The 15733-nt window shown below is 63.2% G+C and carries 18 protein-coding genes; 8 read left to right on the forward strand and 10 right to left on the reverse strand.

Annotation, left to right across the window (positions count from 1 at the left end; all coding sequences use genetic code 11):
- Positions 1-93 precede the first annotated feature (93 nt).
- Complete coding sequence (locus EJ075_RS09640) at positions 94-1470, forward strand: adenylate/guanylate cyclase domain-containing protein (protein ID WP_095484700.1); 1377 nt, start codon at positions 94-96, stop codon at positions 1468-1470.
- Positions 1471-1554: 84 nt separating this feature from the next.
- On the opposite strand, the gene EJ075_RS09645 is transcribed toward EJ075_RS09640, so the two are convergent.
- The 3 genes from EJ075_RS09645 to EJ075_RS09655 form a co-directional block, all read right to left on the reverse strand.
- The gene (locus EJ075_RS09645) at positions 1555-2382 is read right to left on the reverse strand and encodes a lipo-like protein (protein ID WP_095484701.1); all 828 of its coding nucleotides are present in this window, start codon (positions 2380-2382) and stop codon (positions 1555-1557) included.
- Positions 2383-2443: 61 nt separating this feature from the next.
- Positions 2444-3391: a CHAD domain-containing protein gene (locus tag EJ075_RS09650; RefSeq protein ID WP_126104190.1), complete on the reverse strand. Its 948-nt coding sequence runs from the start codon at positions 3389-3391 to the stop codon at positions 2444-2446.
- Entirely contained in the window at positions 3388-3861 is a 474-nt protein-coding gene (locus tag EJ075_RS09655) for a CYTH domain-containing protein (protein WP_126104191.1), read from the reverse strand. Before EJ075_RS09655 ends, EJ075_RS09650 begins: the two co-directional genes overlap by 4 nt.
- 90 nt (positions 3862-3951) lie before the next feature.
- Between EJ075_RS09655 and EJ075_RS09660 the strand changes: the two genes are divergently transcribed.
- The 5 genes from EJ075_RS09660 to EJ075_RS09680 all read left to right on the forward strand — a co-directional run bounded on the left by EJ075_RS09660 (position 3952) and on the right by EJ075_RS09680 (position 8688).
- Complete coding sequence (locus EJ075_RS09660; protein WP_126104192.1) at positions 3952-4647, forward strand: DUF1956 domain-containing protein; 696 nt, start codon at positions 3952-3954, stop codon at positions 4645-4647.
- Positions 4644-5597, forward strand: coding sequence for an HlyD family efflux transporter periplasmic adaptor subunit (locus tag EJ075_RS09665; RefSeq protein ID WP_126104193.1), 954 nt, complete (start codon positions 4644-4646; stop codon positions 5595-5597). The genes EJ075_RS09660 and EJ075_RS09665 overlap by 4 nt, the downstream gene beginning before the upstream one ends.
- Positions 5594-6514, forward strand: a complete 921-nt coding sequence (locus tag EJ075_RS09670) for an ABC transporter ATP-binding protein (protein ID WP_126104194.1) — start codon at positions 5594-5596, stop codon at positions 6512-6514. Before EJ075_RS09665 ends, EJ075_RS09670 begins: the two co-directional genes overlap by 4 nt.
- An 8-nt stretch (positions 6515-6522) precedes the next feature.
- Positions 6523-7659, forward strand: coding sequence for an ABC transporter permease (locus EJ075_RS09675; RefSeq protein ID WP_126107292.1), 1137 nt, complete (start codon positions 6523-6525; stop codon positions 7657-7659).
- A gap of 83 nt (positions 7660-7742) precedes the next feature.
- A protein-coding gene (locus EJ075_RS09680; RefSeq protein WP_126104195.1) for an IS630 family transposase occupies positions 7743-8688 on the forward strand; the annotation gives its coding sequence in 2 pieces (ribosomal slippage) (positions 7743-8081 and positions 8083-8688; 945 coding nt in all).
- A gap of 26 nt (positions 8689-8714) precedes the next feature.
- Here the strand turns inward: EJ075_RS09680 and EJ075_RS09685 are convergent.
- The 4 genes from EJ075_RS09685 to EJ075_RS09700 form a co-directional block, all read right to left on the reverse strand.
- Positions 8715-10385, reverse strand: coding sequence for a cyclic nucleotide-binding domain-containing thioredoxin-disulfide reductase (locus EJ075_RS09685; protein WP_126104196.1), 1671 nt, complete (start codon positions 10383-10385; stop codon positions 8715-8717).
- A gap of 143 nt (positions 10386-10528) precedes the next feature.
- The gene (locus EJ075_RS09690; RefSeq protein WP_126107293.1) at positions 10529-11182 is read right to left on the reverse strand and encodes a glutathione S-transferase family protein; all 654 of its coding nucleotides are present in this window, start codon (positions 11180-11182) and stop codon (positions 10529-10531) included.
- A 93-nt stretch (positions 11183-11275) separates the two neighbouring features.
- A complete protein-coding gene (locus EJ075_RS09695) occupies positions 11276-12253 on the reverse strand; it encodes a threonine/serine dehydratase (protein WP_126104197.1) in 978 nt (325 codons plus the stop codon).
- Positions 12254-12457: 204 nt separating this feature from the next.
- Entirely contained in the window at positions 12458-12781 is a 324-nt protein-coding gene (locus EJ075_RS09700) for a hypothetical protein (RefSeq protein WP_126104198.1), read from the reverse strand.
- Positions 12782-12958: 177 nt separating this feature from the next.
- On the opposite strand from EJ075_RS09700, the gene mbfA reads away from it, so the two are divergent.
- Positions 12959-13942, forward strand: coding sequence for an iron exporter MbfA (gene mbfA / locus EJ075_RS09705; RefSeq protein WP_126104199.1), 984 nt, complete (start codon positions 12959-12961; stop codon positions 13940-13942).
- A 47-nt stretch (positions 13943-13989) separates the two neighbouring features.
- Here the strand turns inward: mbfA and EJ075_RS09710 are convergent, their stop codons facing one another.
- From EJ075_RS09710 to EJ075_RS09720, 3 genes are all read right to left on the reverse strand, one after another.
- Positions 13990-14334, reverse strand: coding sequence for an antibiotic biosynthesis monooxygenase (locus tag EJ075_RS09710; protein ID WP_095484712.1), 345 nt, complete (start codon positions 14332-14334; stop codon positions 13990-13992).
- Positions 14331-14663 (reverse strand): NIPSNAP family protein, encoded by a 333-nt coding sequence (locus tag EJ075_RS09715; protein ID WP_095484713.1) that lies wholly within the window; start codon positions 14661-14663, stop codon positions 14331-14333. The genes EJ075_RS09710 and EJ075_RS09715 overlap by 4 nt, the downstream gene beginning before the upstream one ends.
- Before the next feature lie 99 nt (positions 14664-14762).
- Complete coding sequence (locus EJ075_RS09720) at positions 14763-14990, reverse strand: DUF1127 domain-containing protein (protein WP_126104200.1); 228 nt, start codon at positions 14988-14990, stop codon at positions 14763-14765.
- A 68-nt stretch (positions 14991-15058) separates the two neighbouring features.
- On the opposite strand from EJ075_RS09720, the gene EJ075_RS09725 reads away from it, so the two are divergent.
- Positions 15059-15733, forward strand: a complete 675-nt coding sequence (locus EJ075_RS09725; protein WP_126104201.1) for a winged helix-turn-helix domain-containing protein — start codon at positions 15059-15061, stop codon at positions 15731-15733.

Raw genomic sequence — 15733 nt, forward strand, 5'->3', positions numbered from 1 at the left:
ACCACATTCATGGTAGAGTTCGCGCACTGATTTGCCAGTAGAGGGCGGGTTTGCCGAATGCGTGACACGTCCCCGTGAAATCGAAGTGATCCTATGCCGACGGCGCCAACACTTGAACTTCGCCGCTATTCGCGCCTGAAAAATTTGCGGGAGCGCGCAGAACGCCAGGGTGCTGCATTGCAGTTCTGGGCGCGTACGGCATCGCTCGCCGTGATCTCCTGCTTCTTTTCATCGATCAGCCGCTGGGATGCCTCGCTGCTCTTCGTGCTGGCGGGCCTCGTGCTGTTCCAGCTCGTCGGCCTGATCCAGTTTCTCTTTGCGCGCCGTCGCAACGCGCCATGGTGGATCGGTTACCTCGTGGGTACGCTGGACATCATTCTGCTGACCGTTCTGCTGGTAACGCCCAACCCGTTTTCCCTGGAGGTCGCGCCGGCCGCGATGCAACTGCGCGAGGGCAGCTTCAAATTCCTGCTGATTTTCGTATGCCTTGGCGCGCTGACCCTTTCGACACGATTGGCGCTCTATCTCGGCGCGCTCGCGGCCTTGACGTGGGCGATCGGGGTGGGGTGGGTGATTTTTCATGCGGGAACCGTCATTCCGGCGACGAACCTCTATTCGCTGCCGATGACAGAGCGACTGAACCTCTATCTCAATCCCAATTTCGTCGATACATTCGCGCAGGCGACCAACGTGTTGGTTGTGCTGATTATCGGCGCGATCATGGCGCTGGTCGTCTCTCGTTCCCGACATCTGTCGGAAGACTATGTCAAGGCAGAGCGCGCCCGCGCCAATCTCGCCCGGCATTTTTCGCCCAATGTCGTCGACCAGCTCGCCACGGATGACGAGCCCTTCGGCCCGGTCCGCCGGCAGGATATCGCGGTGCTGTTCGCCGACATCGTCGGCTTCACACACTATTCCGAGGATCATCCGGCCGAAGCAGTGTTCGAACTTCTGCGTCAGTTCCACCGTCGCATGGAGCAGGTCGTTTTCGACCACCATGGCACAGTCGATAACTATATCGGCGATTGCATCATGGCGACATTCGGGGTTCCGCAAGCCAGCCATAACGACGCGACTCGGGCCATCCAGTGCGCTGAAGCGATGATCGCCGCTCTCAAAGACTGGAATGTGCAGCGGGTGTCCAGGGGGTACCCGCCGCTGGACGTTCGGATCGGTGCACAATATGGCGCAGTCGTCATCGGCGCGGTCGGCAGCGAGCGCAATCTGTCCTTCGCGGTGGTGGGCGACACCGTCAACGTCGCCAGCCGTTTGCAAGCGCTCTGCCGTGAGCTTCAGGCGAATATTTGCTTTGGGTCACGACTGATTGAGGCCGCGCAGGCGGAATCGCCCACGACACAGTTGAATGCGCGCGATCATGGACCGGTGAGCATCCGCGGCCGGGACGAACCGGTCCATGTTTGGGTCGAACACAGAGCCGAAAACCAGGGCGCTGTTGCGGTCTCGGCGTGATATAGGCCGCCATGTGAAACGCCTGCACCTCGGCCGGATAGCGGCCACGCCATAGGGGTATGTCCTGACCCAGGCCGAAAGCCATCACGTGCCTGAGGTGATTGCTCCAGCCTTCGCGGCTGCGGCGTCTGTGCCTGCCTTGTCCTCCCAGGTCACCGCCCGGTAGTCGAACCCGTATTCCAGCGTCGGCTTGACGATGCGGAAATACGGCGACAGGTCGAAATCGCGCGGCGTGTAGAGCGAGTGGTGGCGGATGTGCAGGATTTCCTTGCGCGAATAATTCGACTGGGCCGAGGCACGGCCGGGCGCCCGGGTGATCTCGGGCAGGATCGGATAGCGGATCTGGCCATAGGCCTCGGCGATCAGCGAGGAGCAGATGGCCCGGGTCGGGTCGCCGGAACCGAAAGCCAGCATGCGGCGGCGCCAGCGCACCGGCACCGGCGGTGTCGGGAAGAAGTAGCGCAGCATGTCGAAGATGTTCTTGAGATCGTATCTGAGGCCGAGCTTGCCGATCATGAAGGCAACGACCTCGTCGCGATCTTCCGGCGCCAGACCGCTCGCCCGGCAGATGCGCGTGTTATAAGTCCGGTAGCGCGACAGCGGCACGGCGATGCAGCCATCGCCAAGCGTGACCTCGATCAGGCGGCGCCGTTCCGATCCGTCTGCCGGTTCGGGCAAGGCATCGCCGACATAGAAGGCGGCATGCGACCAGGTCGACTGGGTCAGGTATTTGATCGCTGCCGAGATCTTCTGGTTGCCTTCGATGAGCAGGATGTCGCCGGGCTCGAGCGTTCGGCGCAGCGTTTCGGCATCGGACGGCGTGTAAGGCTCGTAGCCGGATGATTCCTCCTGCAGCCGGCCGGCAAGCCAGCGGCCAAGTCGGTCCAGAAGCGTGTCACCGGTCTCGATCATGCCAGACGGCGATTACCACAGGCCGGCGGCCTAGACCATGATCCCGAACCGAAGGACTGCGTCAGCCGGCGGCGCCGGGCGCGCCGGCCTCTTCGCGCGGCGCGGCGGCCAGATCGTCGCGCGCCTTGCGCGCAAGTTTCCTTGTCGAGCGCCTGGGGCTGTCGCCGAACAGACCGGCTGCGACGGCGAGACAGGTCTTCTTCAGGCTTTTCTCCGAGCGCTTCAACAGCTTGCTCAGGAGCCGTGTTTCTTGAGGAGAGCCGAGCGGCCGGTCGTCGGCATCGAGAAGTTCACGCATGACGAGCACATCATGCAATTCGCCCAGTCTTTCGCCGAGTTCGTCGACCGCCTTGCGCCGGGCCTTGATCGGCGTCGGCCACAGTCTTCCGAGCAGCGACAGATGCATGCCGTGGGTCTTTGCCGCCTTGCGCAGATCGTGGAAATCATCGGCCTCGCCGCGCGAGCCAGCCTTGTCCAGCGCCTTTCTGGCGCGGCGCAGGGTGATGCGGGCGCCGTCGGCAAGCACATCGGCGGCCTGTTCGGGCTGGTCGGGCAAGACCAATATGTCGATCCGGCTGATGCCCTCCTCGCAAGCCGCAATCGCCGCGCCTATTGCAGCGTCGAGGCCTGCTCCACCATGTAGTTCGTGCTGGCGCGCGACGAGCGTCTCGCGAACGGCATCGAGACCGCCACCCGCGCTCTGTTCGGGAAAGCTTGCTGCCAGCCGGTCGATTGTTTCAACCAGCGCGGTCGCCTCGCGCGAACCGGCAAGCAGGGCTGCAACGTCGCGGTAACACTGGTTCTCGGTCACGCAGAATGTTTCGTCTCCGGAACGGACCAGGCGCAGCAAGGCGCGAACGTTCTTCAGCCGCTTGCGGCATTTGTGCAGCCCCTGTTCCGGCCTGTCGCGCGCCGTGTCCAGATGGACCAGCGCCTTGCCGATCTCCTCGGCGAGGATGCGCCGAACCTCGCCGGTCAACGGCAGGCGCGGATTGATGCGATAGCTCATGCGGCGATCTCCGGAATCCCCTCGAGGGCGAGCGACGCGTTGTAGAACCTCTGCTCGCCGGTGACTTCATGGCCGAGCCAATCTGGCAGCATTTCGTCCGGCACGTCCTCAGGCGTCTCGAGCTCGGCGACCACCAGACCACTAAGCATCCCGCCGAAGACATCGACTTCATAGAGATGGCCGCGATGCCTAACATGGTGGCGTGTCTTCTCGATGACACGTCCGATGGCGAAGGCCAGCATCTCTTCCGCCTCCGCCAGAAGGATTGGATATTCGAATTCGTCGCGTTCGCGGGCCTTGCTGCCGAATTTGAGCGTCAGCTTTGCCGAGGCGCCGTCGCTGATGCGCACGCGCACCGAGCGGCCGGATGCGGCGGCGAGATAGAACTGGCGAATGCAGATATCCGCTTCGACCAGATCCCGCCACTCATTGCCGGAGACCAGGAACTTGCGCTCGATTTCCTTGACCATGGCTTCACACTAAAGCGCTTGCGGCTAGAGATGGCAAGGCGGCGATGGGCCGGGTTGACTTTAATCATTCGATTGATTAAATCGTTTATCATGAGCAAATCGACAAACGCCAAAACTCCGCGGCGCGAGGCTTCCCCCGCCGACATGACGCGCACGGCACTTGTCCGCGCGGCGCTGAAACTGTTCGGACGCCAGGGTTTCGACGGCACGTCGACGCGCGAGATCGCGGCTGAGGCCAAGGCCAATATCGGCTCGATCGCCTATCATTTCGGCGGCAAGGAAGGGCTCCGAAACGCTGCGGCCGACTATATCGTCGACACCATCCAGACCATAGCCGGCCAGGCGATCGGCAATCTGCAAGCGCCCGCGGCGGCAATGGCCGATCCCGAGGCAGCGCGGGCACATTTATTCGTCGCACTTGAGCGGATGGTGGCCTTCATCGCGGCAAGGCCGGAAGCCGGCGAGATCGTGCAGTTCGTCCTGCGCGAGCTGTCCCATCCAACCGCCGCGCTCGACCGTATCTATGACAGTGTGTTCGAACCGGCGCATCGCCGGCTGTGCCTGATCTGGGAACAGGCGACGGGGGAGCCGGCCGAGAGTGAGGCTACCCGGCTCACAGTGTTCACGCTGATCGGCCAGGTCGTCTATTTCCGCATCGGCCGCGAGGCGGTGATGCGCCGCATGGGCTGGCGCGCGATCGGCGACGCCGAGGCCGCCAAGATCGCAGCGGCGGTGACGGATAACCTTGGGGCCATATTGGCCGCCCGGAAGGATCGTAGGTCATGAGTTTTCTTTGTTCTCTGCCGCTCGCCGCCCTGCTTTTCAGCGCCTGCGCACCGGCCGCGCCGCTCGCCGTCGGCTATGTCGAGGGCGACTATGTGCTGCTCGCGCCGATCGAGGTGGCGCAGGTCGAGACGATTTCGGTCAAGCGCGGCGACCGCGTCGCGCCGGGCACGCCGGTGGTGACGCTTGAAAGCGCCGACGCAAGAATAGCCGGCGCGCAAGCCGAGGCGGCGCTTGCCCAGGCCCAGGCGCAACTTGCCGACCTGCAGGTCGGCAAGCGGCCGGAAGAGATTGAGGTGCTCAAGGCGCAGGTCGACATGGCCAGGGCGCAAGCCGCCGACGCCAAACGCAGATACACCCGCGCCAGCGATTTGTTCAAACGCGGCACCGGCACGCAGGCTGATTTTGATACCGCCTCGGCCACGCTGGAGACAGCCAACGCGCAGGTCGGCCAGGCGGAAGCCAATCTCGCCGTTGGCGGCCTGCCGGCACGGCCCGAGACGATCAAGGCCGCCGACAATCAGGTCAGTCAGGCGCAATCGGCGCTCGAGCAGGCGCGATGGCGGCTTTCGAAGCGCGTGCTGGCGGCGCCGTCGCCCGGCCGCGTCAACGACGTGATCCGCAACCCTGGTGATACGGCCGGCCCGACCGCGCCGGTCATTTCGATGCTGCCGGACGGCGCGGTGAAGCTCAGCGTCTATGTGCCGGAAAGTGCGTTCTCGTCGGTGAAAGTCGGTACGCTGCTTAATGTCCATTGCGATGGCTGCGGGCCGGACGTGAAGGCTCGCGTCAGATACGTGTCGCCGGACCCGGAGTTCACGCCACCAGTGATCTATTCACTGGAGACCCGGCAGAAGCTGGTCTACCTGGTCGAGGCGCGGCCGGAGGGCGACGCCAGCGCCCTGCAGCCGGGGCAGATCGTCGATGTCGATCTGGCGGACATCGGCAAATGAACGTCATCGACGTTCACGGCCTGGTCAAGCGCTTCGGCGACAAGACCGTCGTCGACCATGTGACGATGACGGTGGCCGAAGGCGAGATCGTCGGCTTCCTCGGCCCGAACGGCTCGGGCAAGACGACGACCATCCGCATCATGTGCGGCCTGCTGACGCCGGATGAAGGCGACGGCACGGTGCTCGGCTTCGACATCCGCACCGACAGTCTGAGGATCAAGCGCGAAGTCGGCTACATGACGCAGAAATTCTCGTTCTACGAGGATCTGACGATCGCCGAGAATCTTGAGTTCGTGGCTCGGCTCTATGGGTTGAAGCCGCTCAACGAGCATGTGGCCAAGACGCTGGAGGATCTGGGCCTCACCTCGCGCAAGGACCAGTTGGCCGGCACGCTGTCCGGCGGCTGGAAGCAGCGGCTGGCGCTGGCCGCCTGCATCATGCACAAGCCCAGATTGCTGCTGCTCGACGAGCCGACGGCGGGCGTCGATCCGAAAGCCAGGCGCGAATTCTGGGACGAGATCCATCGGCTGGCCAGCGGCGGCCTGACCGTGCTGGTCTCCACCCACTACATGGACGAGGCCGAGCGCTGCCACCGCATCAGCTACATCTCGTATGGCAAGATGCTGGCGTCAGGCACGGTCGAAGAGGTGGTCAGGAATGCCGGGCTAACGACCTTCGTCGTGCAGGGCTCGCGGCTTGATCAGGTTGCTGCCGCACTCGGCGGCCGCCCCGGCGTCGACCAGGTAGCGCCATTCGGCGCGACGCTGCATGTCGTCGGTTCCGACAAGAAGGAACTGGAAGCAGCACTGGCCGATGTCGAGAAAGAGCACAAGGGCGTGACGGTGACGCCGGGCGAGACCAGCCTGGAGGATGTGTTCATCCAGTTCATGTCCGGCTCGAAGGACAACATGGGATGAAAAATGGGATAAACAGCGTCTTTTCCTTCGCCAGGCTCGGCGCGCTGCTGATCAAGGAGTTCATCCAGATGCGGCGCGACCGCATCACCTTCGCCATGATGCTGGGCGTGCCGCTGATGCAGCTGGTGCTGTTCGGCTATGCCATCAACAACGATCCGAAGAGCCTGCCGGCAGCCCTGGTGGCGATGAGCAGCGATCCTTACACGCGGGCCATGGTTTCGGCGCTGCAGACCACCGGCTACTACCGCTTCGACCATGTCGCGCAAAGTGCCGCCGAGGCGGAATTCCTGATGGCGCGCGGCGACGTCGCCTTCGTCGTCACCATCCCCGCCGATTTTGCCAGGCGGGTCGAGCGCGGCGACAGCCCGCAGATCCTGATCGAAGCGGACGCCACCGACCCAGCCGTCGCCAGCGGCGCCATCTCGACGCTCGGCACGGTCGCCAACCAGGCGCTGCTCAGGGCACGCGGCATGCAGGAGACGGCCGCCGAAGCTGCCCGGGGCCAGCTCGAAGTGGTGGTGCACCGGCGCTACAATCCGGAAGGCGTCTCGCAATACAACATCGTGCCCGGCCTGCTTGGCGTCATCCTGCAGATGACGATGGTGATGATGACCTCGATCGCGCTGACGCGCGAGACCGAGCGCGGCACGATGGAGAATCTCCTGGCGATGCCGTCCAGCCCGCTTGAAATCATGCTGGGCAAGGTGCTGCCCTATCTGGTGGTCGGCGCCGTGCAAGTGGTGGTGGTGTTGGCGGCGGCCAAGCTTTTGTTTGGCGTTCCCTTCACCGGGTCGTTGTCACTGCTGCTTGCGGCGGTGCTGGTCTTCGTGTTGGCGCTGGTGCTGCTCGGCTACACCATTTCGACGATGGCGCGCACCCAGATGCAGGCGCTGCAGCTCACCTTCTTCTTCTTTCTGCCGTCGATCCTGTTGTCGGGCTTCATGTTCCCCTATCGCGGCATGCCCGGCTGGGCGCAGATCTTCGGCGAGATCCTGCCGTTGACGCATTTCCTGCGCATCATCCGCGCGGTGATGCTGAAGGGCGCCGAACTGCCGGCGGTCGCAACCGAGATCGGCTGGCTCGTCGGGTTCGTGGCGCTCTTCGCCGGCGTGGCGCTGGTGCGGTTCCGCCGAACGCTGGACTAGAGCGGTTCGCGTTTTCTCTGAATCGGGATTCCCAAGAATGAGCAAATCAGATTCGATGTCCTGACCGTTGGAGGTCGGGACTGATGACGAAGCCTTATTCGATGGATCTGCGGGAGCGGGCGCTTGCCCGCCTTGAAGAGGGTGAGACGAGCCGCGAGGTGGCTGCGGCGCTGAAGGTGGCAGTGTCGAGCGTGATCAAGTGGGCAGCGCGCAAGCGTCGGTTGGGCAGTGCGGCACCTGGCAAGATGGGCGGTCACCGGCCCTATCTGATCGATGGGGAGTATCGTGCTTTTGTCCTGAGCGAGGTCGAGCGAGATGCCAACATGACGCTTCATCAATTGACGGCGGCACTGGCTGAACGTGGCCTCACCATTCACCCTGCGAGCGTCGGGCGCTTCCTGCATCGCGAGGGCAAGAGCTTTAAAAAAAACCGTTCTGCCGGCCGAACAGCTCAAGCCAAAGCTGATGCGCCGTCGTGCGCAATGGATGCGCTACCAGATCCGCATTGACCCTACGCGCCTAGTCTTCCTGGATGAAACATGGGTCAAGACCAACATGGCGCCATTGCGTGGCTGGGGTGTGCGCGGCAAGCGACTGATGGCCCACGCGCCGTATGGTCATTGGAAGACGATGACCTTCATCGCTGCGCTCCGACATGATCGGGTAGAGGCGCCTTGGGTCATTGACGGCCCCATCAATGCGCAGGTCTTTCGCGTCTATGTCGAGACCGAACTCATCAAAACACTGAAGCCGGGTGACATCGTCATTCTCGACAATCTTGGTTCTCACAAGGGTCAAGCCGTCCGCGACATCGTCAGGACCGCTGGCGCAAGGCTCTTCTTCCTGCCGCCCTACAGTCCAGACCTCAACCCGATAGAGAAACTGTTCGCCAAGCTCAAACACTGCATGCGACGGGCCGCCAAACGAAGCGTCGAGGCCGTGCACGACGCCATCGCCCAAACCCTCGACGAGGTCAGCCCAAACGAATGCAACAACTACATCGAAAGCGCAGGCTATAAGTCAACCTAAATGCGAAATGCTCTAAGGCCTGTGGCCTAGCTTTGGCCGCGTTTGGCCTTCTCTTCATTCGCCAGATACTGGTGAACGAACGCGATCGCCATGCTCCCTTCTCCGACCGCTGACGCAACCCGCTTGACAGGACTCAAGCGTACGTCGCCGCAGGCAAAGATTCCGGGCGCACTGGTTTCGAGCAGATAGGGATCGCGGTCGTGCGACCAGCCCCCGGCCTTCTTCACATCGTCCCCAGTCAGCACGTATCCGCGGGCATCGCGCACGACATCGGCCGGCAGCCACTCGGTCTCGGCGTTGGCGCCGATGAAAACGAACAGCCCGCCGCAATCGTGCCGGCTCACCTCGTTGGTCGCCTTGTCGAGAATGTCGATCGCCGTCAGGTGAGTCTCACCGTGCACGGCCTGGACTTCCGACCGAAGCTGGACTTTTACGTTCGATTTCGCCCTGAGCTGCTCGATCAAATAGCGGGACATGCTGTCTGCAAGGGACGGGCCGCGCATGAGCAGTGTCACGTTGCGCGCATGGCCCGAAAAATGCAGCGCTGCCTGGCCGGCCGAGTTGCCGGCGCCAATCAGGAAGACATCCAGTCCATGGGTGGTGCTTGCCTCGCTGCGCGCGGCTCCGTAATAGACGCCCTTGCCGATAAGCCGGTCGAACCCGTCTATGCCGAGACGGCGCCATGTCACGCCTGTTGCAAGGATGAGGCTGCGCGCCCGCACGACATCGGTGCCGTCGAGAAACAGATCGTGCGTAACAGGATCGATGCCGGCGACGGAGCGGGTGACCAGGATTTCGGCGCCCAGCCGTCTTGCTTGCTGCAGCGCGCGACTGGCCAGTTCGTCGCCGGAAATTCCGCTGGGAAAGCCGAGATAGTTCTCGATCCGCGACGATGTCCCCGCCTGTCCGCCAGGCGCCTCGCGCTCAACGACGATCGTGCGCAGCCCCTCGGATGCGCCGTAGACCGCGGCGGCAAGGCCGGCCGGGCCGCCACCGATGATCGCCACATCGTACTCGGCGCCGCGCGGGCGCGTCTGCAACCCGAGGCGAATGGCAAGATCGCGCACGGCCGGACTTTCCATGATCTCTCCGTCCGCCAGCCGGGCAACGGGACCATCGAGAGCCGGCCTGCCCGTGGCGGACCAGAAGGCCTCGGCATCCGATGTGTCGGGCAACACCCAAGTGAATGAGATCTGGTTGCGGGCCAGAAACCGGCGCAGCTCCCCGCACGCCGTGTCCCAGCGATGGCCGACCAGTGTCACGCGCGGCTTCTGCGGCTCGGCGGTGATGCTCTGCAGCCCGCCCATCCGCTCGCGCGCAAGCGCGCTGACCTTTTGGGCCACGTCCTTTGAAACCGCCGCGATGGAATAATATTGCTGGACCTCGAGCCGCATGACGCGGGACGGCTCAGTGGCGCGATACCCGCCCGGAAAACCCGAGCCCAAGGCAATCGGCACCTCACCGAATATCGTTCCCGGCAGCCGCCAGCCGAGTGTCCGCTCGACGCCGTCGAAGGTCTTTACGACTTCGATCTTGCCGGCGAGAACCGCAAACAGCGCGGCCTCTCCGCCCTCATGAACCGCGAACTCTCCGGGGCTGAGATGAAGGTCGGCCGCCGTCCGCGCCAGCCGCTCCAGCTCGCCTGCCGGCAACCCCGAAAACAACGGGATCGCTCCCACTTCATCAACTGTCAGCATGGTCCCTCGCGGGAGCCAATTAGCGTTGTTTTTCCGTTTTGATCAACAAAAAAGCGGAGTCTCGCCTTGGCGGATAGGTTGTGAAACGGCGCGCTTGAAGCGCGTCGGGTTGTGCCGATAGGCATGACCATTCGGGTCGAGCTTCATGCCGGCTTGGCCTGAGCCGGTACCGGCGGCAATTCAGGCGCATCCAGCCCTTTGAAAGGATCGCGCCAGGCGTCGATTTCTTCAAACTGACGATACCAACGGCCGACAGACGGATAATCAGCGAGCGGCAATCTGGCGACATCGTTGAAGGGCAGAAACGTCGCCATTCGAAAGTCGGCGTAGGAAACCGAATTCTCGACCAGCCATTCTCGATCCGAAAGCGCGGCCTCGAGTGTTGCAGCGGCAGTGCGGAAGTCTCTCAGGCCCTCCTCAACCCGGTCCTGATCGATCGGGCCGAGCCCATATCGCTGTTTGGTCCCGCGTTCGAAATGCACGACGTCGCAAGCTCTTGCGAAGTTCTCCTTCCCCCAACTGAGCCATCGGATCATCTCGGGTTCGTCGTCGCCGGTGCGCCAGAGATCCGAATGCGCGTCGCGTGAAAGCCGGCAAGCTATGGCGTCGGCCTCCCAGAGGCTCTTTCCCGAGCCCACAAGTATGGGCAATGAAAGATTGGGATTTAGCGGGCGAAATCGCTCGGCCTGTCCGGGAGCGAAGGGGGAGGCGAATTCAAACTCGACCTTTGCGTTGAGATAACGTGCCACCGCGACCGCGAGGCGAGGATTGGGATTGCGGCTGAAGAACAGTTTCATTCCTGTCTGTCCTTGAATGGTACGGTTCGATTGGACACGTAGGGGGCGCTTTGACGCCTTTAACCGGCCGCGTGGCCCGGAACTGATCGCCACCTAAGCCGCCGCCATGATCTCCGCATAGGTGCCGAAATCGACATTGCCGCCGGACAGCACCACGGCAACGCATTTGCCTGATAGCTCGATCTCGCCCGACGATAGCGCGGCCAGCCCGACGCTGCCGCCAGGCTCGACCACCAGCTTGAGGTGGGCCATGGCGTCGCGCATCGCCTGTGCCGCTGCCTTGTCGGAAACGGCAATGCCGCCGGCGAGATTCCTGCGGTTGATCTCGAAGGTCATCGCGCCCGGCTCGGCGGTGAGGAGCGCGTCGCAGATCGACGAGTGGCCGGGTTCGATCGAAACCCGCGCACCTCTAGCCAGTGAACGACAGGTGTCGTCGAAATGCTCGGGCTCCACCGCCCAGACGGCCGTATCAGGTGAGGCATCCTTGACCGCGATGGAGATGCCGCTGCTCAAGCCGCCGCCGCCGCAGGGAATGACGACCGCGTCGAGGCTCACGCCGAGCGCTTTCGCCTGCGCCATCAATTCGAGGCCGATCGTGCCCTGGCCGGCGATGATGGCCGGATCGTCGAATGGCGGGACCAGGACCATGCCCCGGTCCATATAAGGGCGAACCACCGTCATGCGGTCATCGCGGAAACGGTCGAACGGAACCACTTCCGCTCCCATTTTCCTGACATTTCCGACCTTCATTGCCGGCGCGTCAGTGGGCATGGCGATGACCGCCTTGACCCCGAACATCGCCGCCGACGCGGCGACACCTTGCGCGTGGTTGCCCGACGAGAAGGCGACGACGCCACGGCTGCGTTCTTCCTCGGTGAGCGAAGACAGTTTGTTGTAGGCGCCGCGGAACTTGAACGAGCCGGTGCGCTGCAGCGTCTCCGGCTTGAACAGGATCCTGGCGCCGAAGCGCTTGTTCAGCTCCGGCGATTCGATCAGCGGCGTTTCGACGATCAAGCCTGACAATCGCAATGCTGCGGCGCGGATATCGGCGATGCCGGGAGGCGAGGTCATGGCGAGGTCCTGTGTGATCGCCCATGGTGCACGGAAAACCGGGCCACGCACCACTGAAAAAATGTGACCGACACAATTCGCCTTTGGGCAGGAAAGCGGGCGTGCCCGTCGCCTACCGGCTCCCCGGCCCTCCGCTATGGCTCCGGGCGTTCGTCGCTTCAATCGACAAATCGTTGTCGATTGATCGGCTTCGCCGACCGCTCCTCACCCCAAAAGCGCCCTTTTCCGTTTAGCGCCACCCATCTTGCGCCAGTTGTTGAAGCGATGGGTGGCGGCGGCGAAGGAGATCTTCATCTGCTGGGCAACCGAATAGCGCGACTTGCCCTCGTCGAACATGCGGTAGCAGCACTCGACGCCCTCCTCGGTCAGCTTGCCGTCGGGGGCCTTGTTGTGCGGATTGGCGGGATCGAATTTTTCGACCTGCTGCTCGACCAGGCCTTTCAGGCGCTGCAGGTCGGCCTCGATATTGGCGATGAGGTCGAGAACAGGTTTCGGGTCAAACGCATGGGTGGGCTGCTTTGCCGGCATCTACGGATTCCTTTCTCTTGGCTTAGGTTCAGCTATATAGGTGAACATTCACCAATAGTTAAGGGCGGCGGAGGATCCCCAGAGCCAATAATTTTGAACCTCCGGGCGACGGGCGCGATTGACCAACGGCGCACCAGACCATAGTTTAGAACTATTCTAAACTATGGTGAATTTCTCATGCTTTCCCGTGTTTTCGGCTTTGGCCGCCGTCCCTTCGAATCGCTCTCGGAGCAAGAGATCCTGGCGCTCGCCATCTCTTCCGAGGAAGACGACGGGCGTATCTACCGGGCCTATGCCGATGGATTGGCAGATAGTTTTCCACATTCGGCCAAGGTGTTCGAGGAGATGGCCGAGGAGGAGGACGGCCATCGCGACTCGCTGATCGAGCTTCACCGCGAGCGTTTCGGCGAGCGCATTCCGCTGATCCGGCGCGAGCATGTGAAAGGTTATTACGAGCGCAAGCCGGACTGGCTGGTCAGGCCGCTCGGTATCGAGCATGTGCGCCAACAGGCCGAGTCGATGGAGCGGCAGGCGTATCTGTTCTACGTCGAGGCGGCGAAACGCACCAGCGATGCCTCGACGCGAAAGCTGCTCGACGATCTGGCGGTGGCCGAACAAGGCCACGAGACGCTGGCGCAGCGGCTGGAGCAAAAGCATGTGCCGGGCGCGGTGAAGAACGAGGAAGCCGCGGCCGAGCAGCGCCAGTTCATCCTGACCTATGTGCAACCGGGACTGGCCGGGTTGATGGACGGATCGGTGTCGACGCTGGCGCCGATCTTTGCCGCCGCCTTCGCCACGCACGACACGTTCCAGACCTTTCTGGTCGGGCTTGCCGCCTCGATCGGCGCCGGCATCTCGATGGGCTTCACCGAGGTGGCCTCCGACGACGGCAAGCTGTCGGGCCGCGGCTCGCCGGTGAAACGCGGGCTGACAGTCGGCATCATGACCATGCTGGGCGGCCTCGGCCACGCGCTGCCCTACCTCATCCCGTTTTTCTGGACGGCGACGATTGTCGCTGCGGTCGTGGTGTTCTTCGAGCTATGGGCGATCGCCTTCGTGCAGAACCGCTACATGCAGACGCCGTTCTGGCGCGCCGCCTTCCAGGTGGTGCTGGGCGGCGCGCTGGTGTTTGCGGCCGGCGTGCTGATCGGGAATGCTTAGCTTCTTCCCTTCTCTCACAAGGGGGGAAGGGAGCCACGCCGGTCCACTCACCCATGCACCACCCGGCTGTCCTCAGGCGCCTCGGCCCGTTCGGTCAGGCCATAGTCGCGCACGACATGGGCGATGCGCAGACGATAGTCGGCAAAGATGCCGCCACGGCCGGCCTTCTGCGCCCGCCTATGTTCCTCCGTGTTGCGCCAGGCCTTCACCGCCTCCTCGTCGCGCCAGAACGACAGCGACAGGATGCGATTCGGGTCAGTGAGGCTCTGAAAGCGCTCGATAGTGAGAAAACCGTCGATGCCGTCGAGCAGCGGGCGCAGGTCGGCGGCGAGGCCGAGATAGGCATCGCGCTTGCCCGCTGCCGGCTCGACCTCGAAGATGACGGCGATCATAATTTCACCAGAGAGGCATGCGGCCCGGACGCCAGCTTCAGGAACATGCGATCCTCCTTCAGGATGAATCTTTCACGCCGCGCGAACTCGTAATTCGCCTTGCCGACCGGATCGGCGGCCAGCCTGGCACGGTAGGCCTCGTAAGCCGCCAGGCTGTCGATGTTGTAGGCGGCGTAGGCGGTCGTGGCCGAGCCTTCATGCGGAGCAAAATAGCCGATCAGATCGGCGCCGCAGCGCGGAATGGCCTGGCCCCAGTTACGGGCATATTCCTCGAACGCCGCCTTGCCGAACGGGTCGATCTCGTAGCGGATGAAGCAGGTGATGGTCATCTTTTGTCTCCTAGACGGGTGGATGCATTCTTGCGCCCACAGTTCGAGCGGTGTCGAAATGTTCAGTGGTTCTAGTGTGCTAGGCAATTTCTCCGCTGGTCATGCTTGCCAGAACGATTTCGCGCATTCGTGGCGAACGTCTTCCGGCGTCAGGCCAAGGTCGCGCAAAAGATGCTCGTCGATCTCGGCAAGGTCGAGGCGCTGCAGATAGCGGTCGTGCCACCGCGCCAGGAGCCGCAAATGCAACCGGCGCAAGACGAAAAACGGAAACGGCCGGCGGCCGAACCGGCCAGTGGATACGGCGTCGGGAACGGTTCTTGCAGTCATCGTCGTCTCCTTGATCTCAGTGGAGGTTAGTGGTTATCTGACAGGAATGCTTCGATGAGGAACGAACTATGCGTGAAGGACCAGATATAGCCCGCATCGGCAGCCTGGTCGGCGATCCGGCGCGGGCAAACATGCTGACCGCGCTGATGGGCGGCACGGCGTTGACGGCGAGCGAACTGGCGCTCGAGGCCGGTGTGTCGCTGCCGACCGCCAGCTCGCATCTGTCGAAACTGATGGAGGGCGGGCTGCTGACGCTGGCAAGCCAGGGGCGGCATCGCTATTACGGCCTCGCCGGGCCGCAGGTGGCTGGCATGATCGAAGCCATCACCGGTGTCGCCGCAGCGGTCGGGCCGCAGCGGGTCCGGCCGGGTCCCCGTGATGCGGCCATGCGCGTGGCGCGTGTCTGCTACGACCACCTCGCCGGAGAACAGGCCGTGGCGATGCTCGACCGCCTTGTCGCTCGACAAGTGCTCCTGCGCGACGACAAGGAGATCAGGCTTGGGCCGTCGGCCGCCTCGTATTTTGCCGCGATTGGCATCGGTGTCGAGAGCAAGGCGCGACGACCGGTGTGCCGGGCGTGCCTCGACTGGAGCGTGCGGCGCTCACATCTTGCCGGCACGCTGGGCGCCGCCATTCTCGACAAGATCCTTGCCGAAAAATGGGCAAGGCGCGAGAAAGACAGCCGCGCGGTGATCTTTTCGCCGACGGGCAAGCAGGCGTTCGAGAAGGTGTTTCTCGCTTGA

Origin of the sequence: Mesorhizobium sp. M6A.T.Cr.TU.016.01.1.1 (genome assembly GCF_003952585.1) — a bacterium.
Lineage (GTDB): Bacteria > Pseudomonadota > Alphaproteobacteria > Rhizobiales > Rhizobiaceae > Mesorhizobium > Mesorhizobium mediterraneum.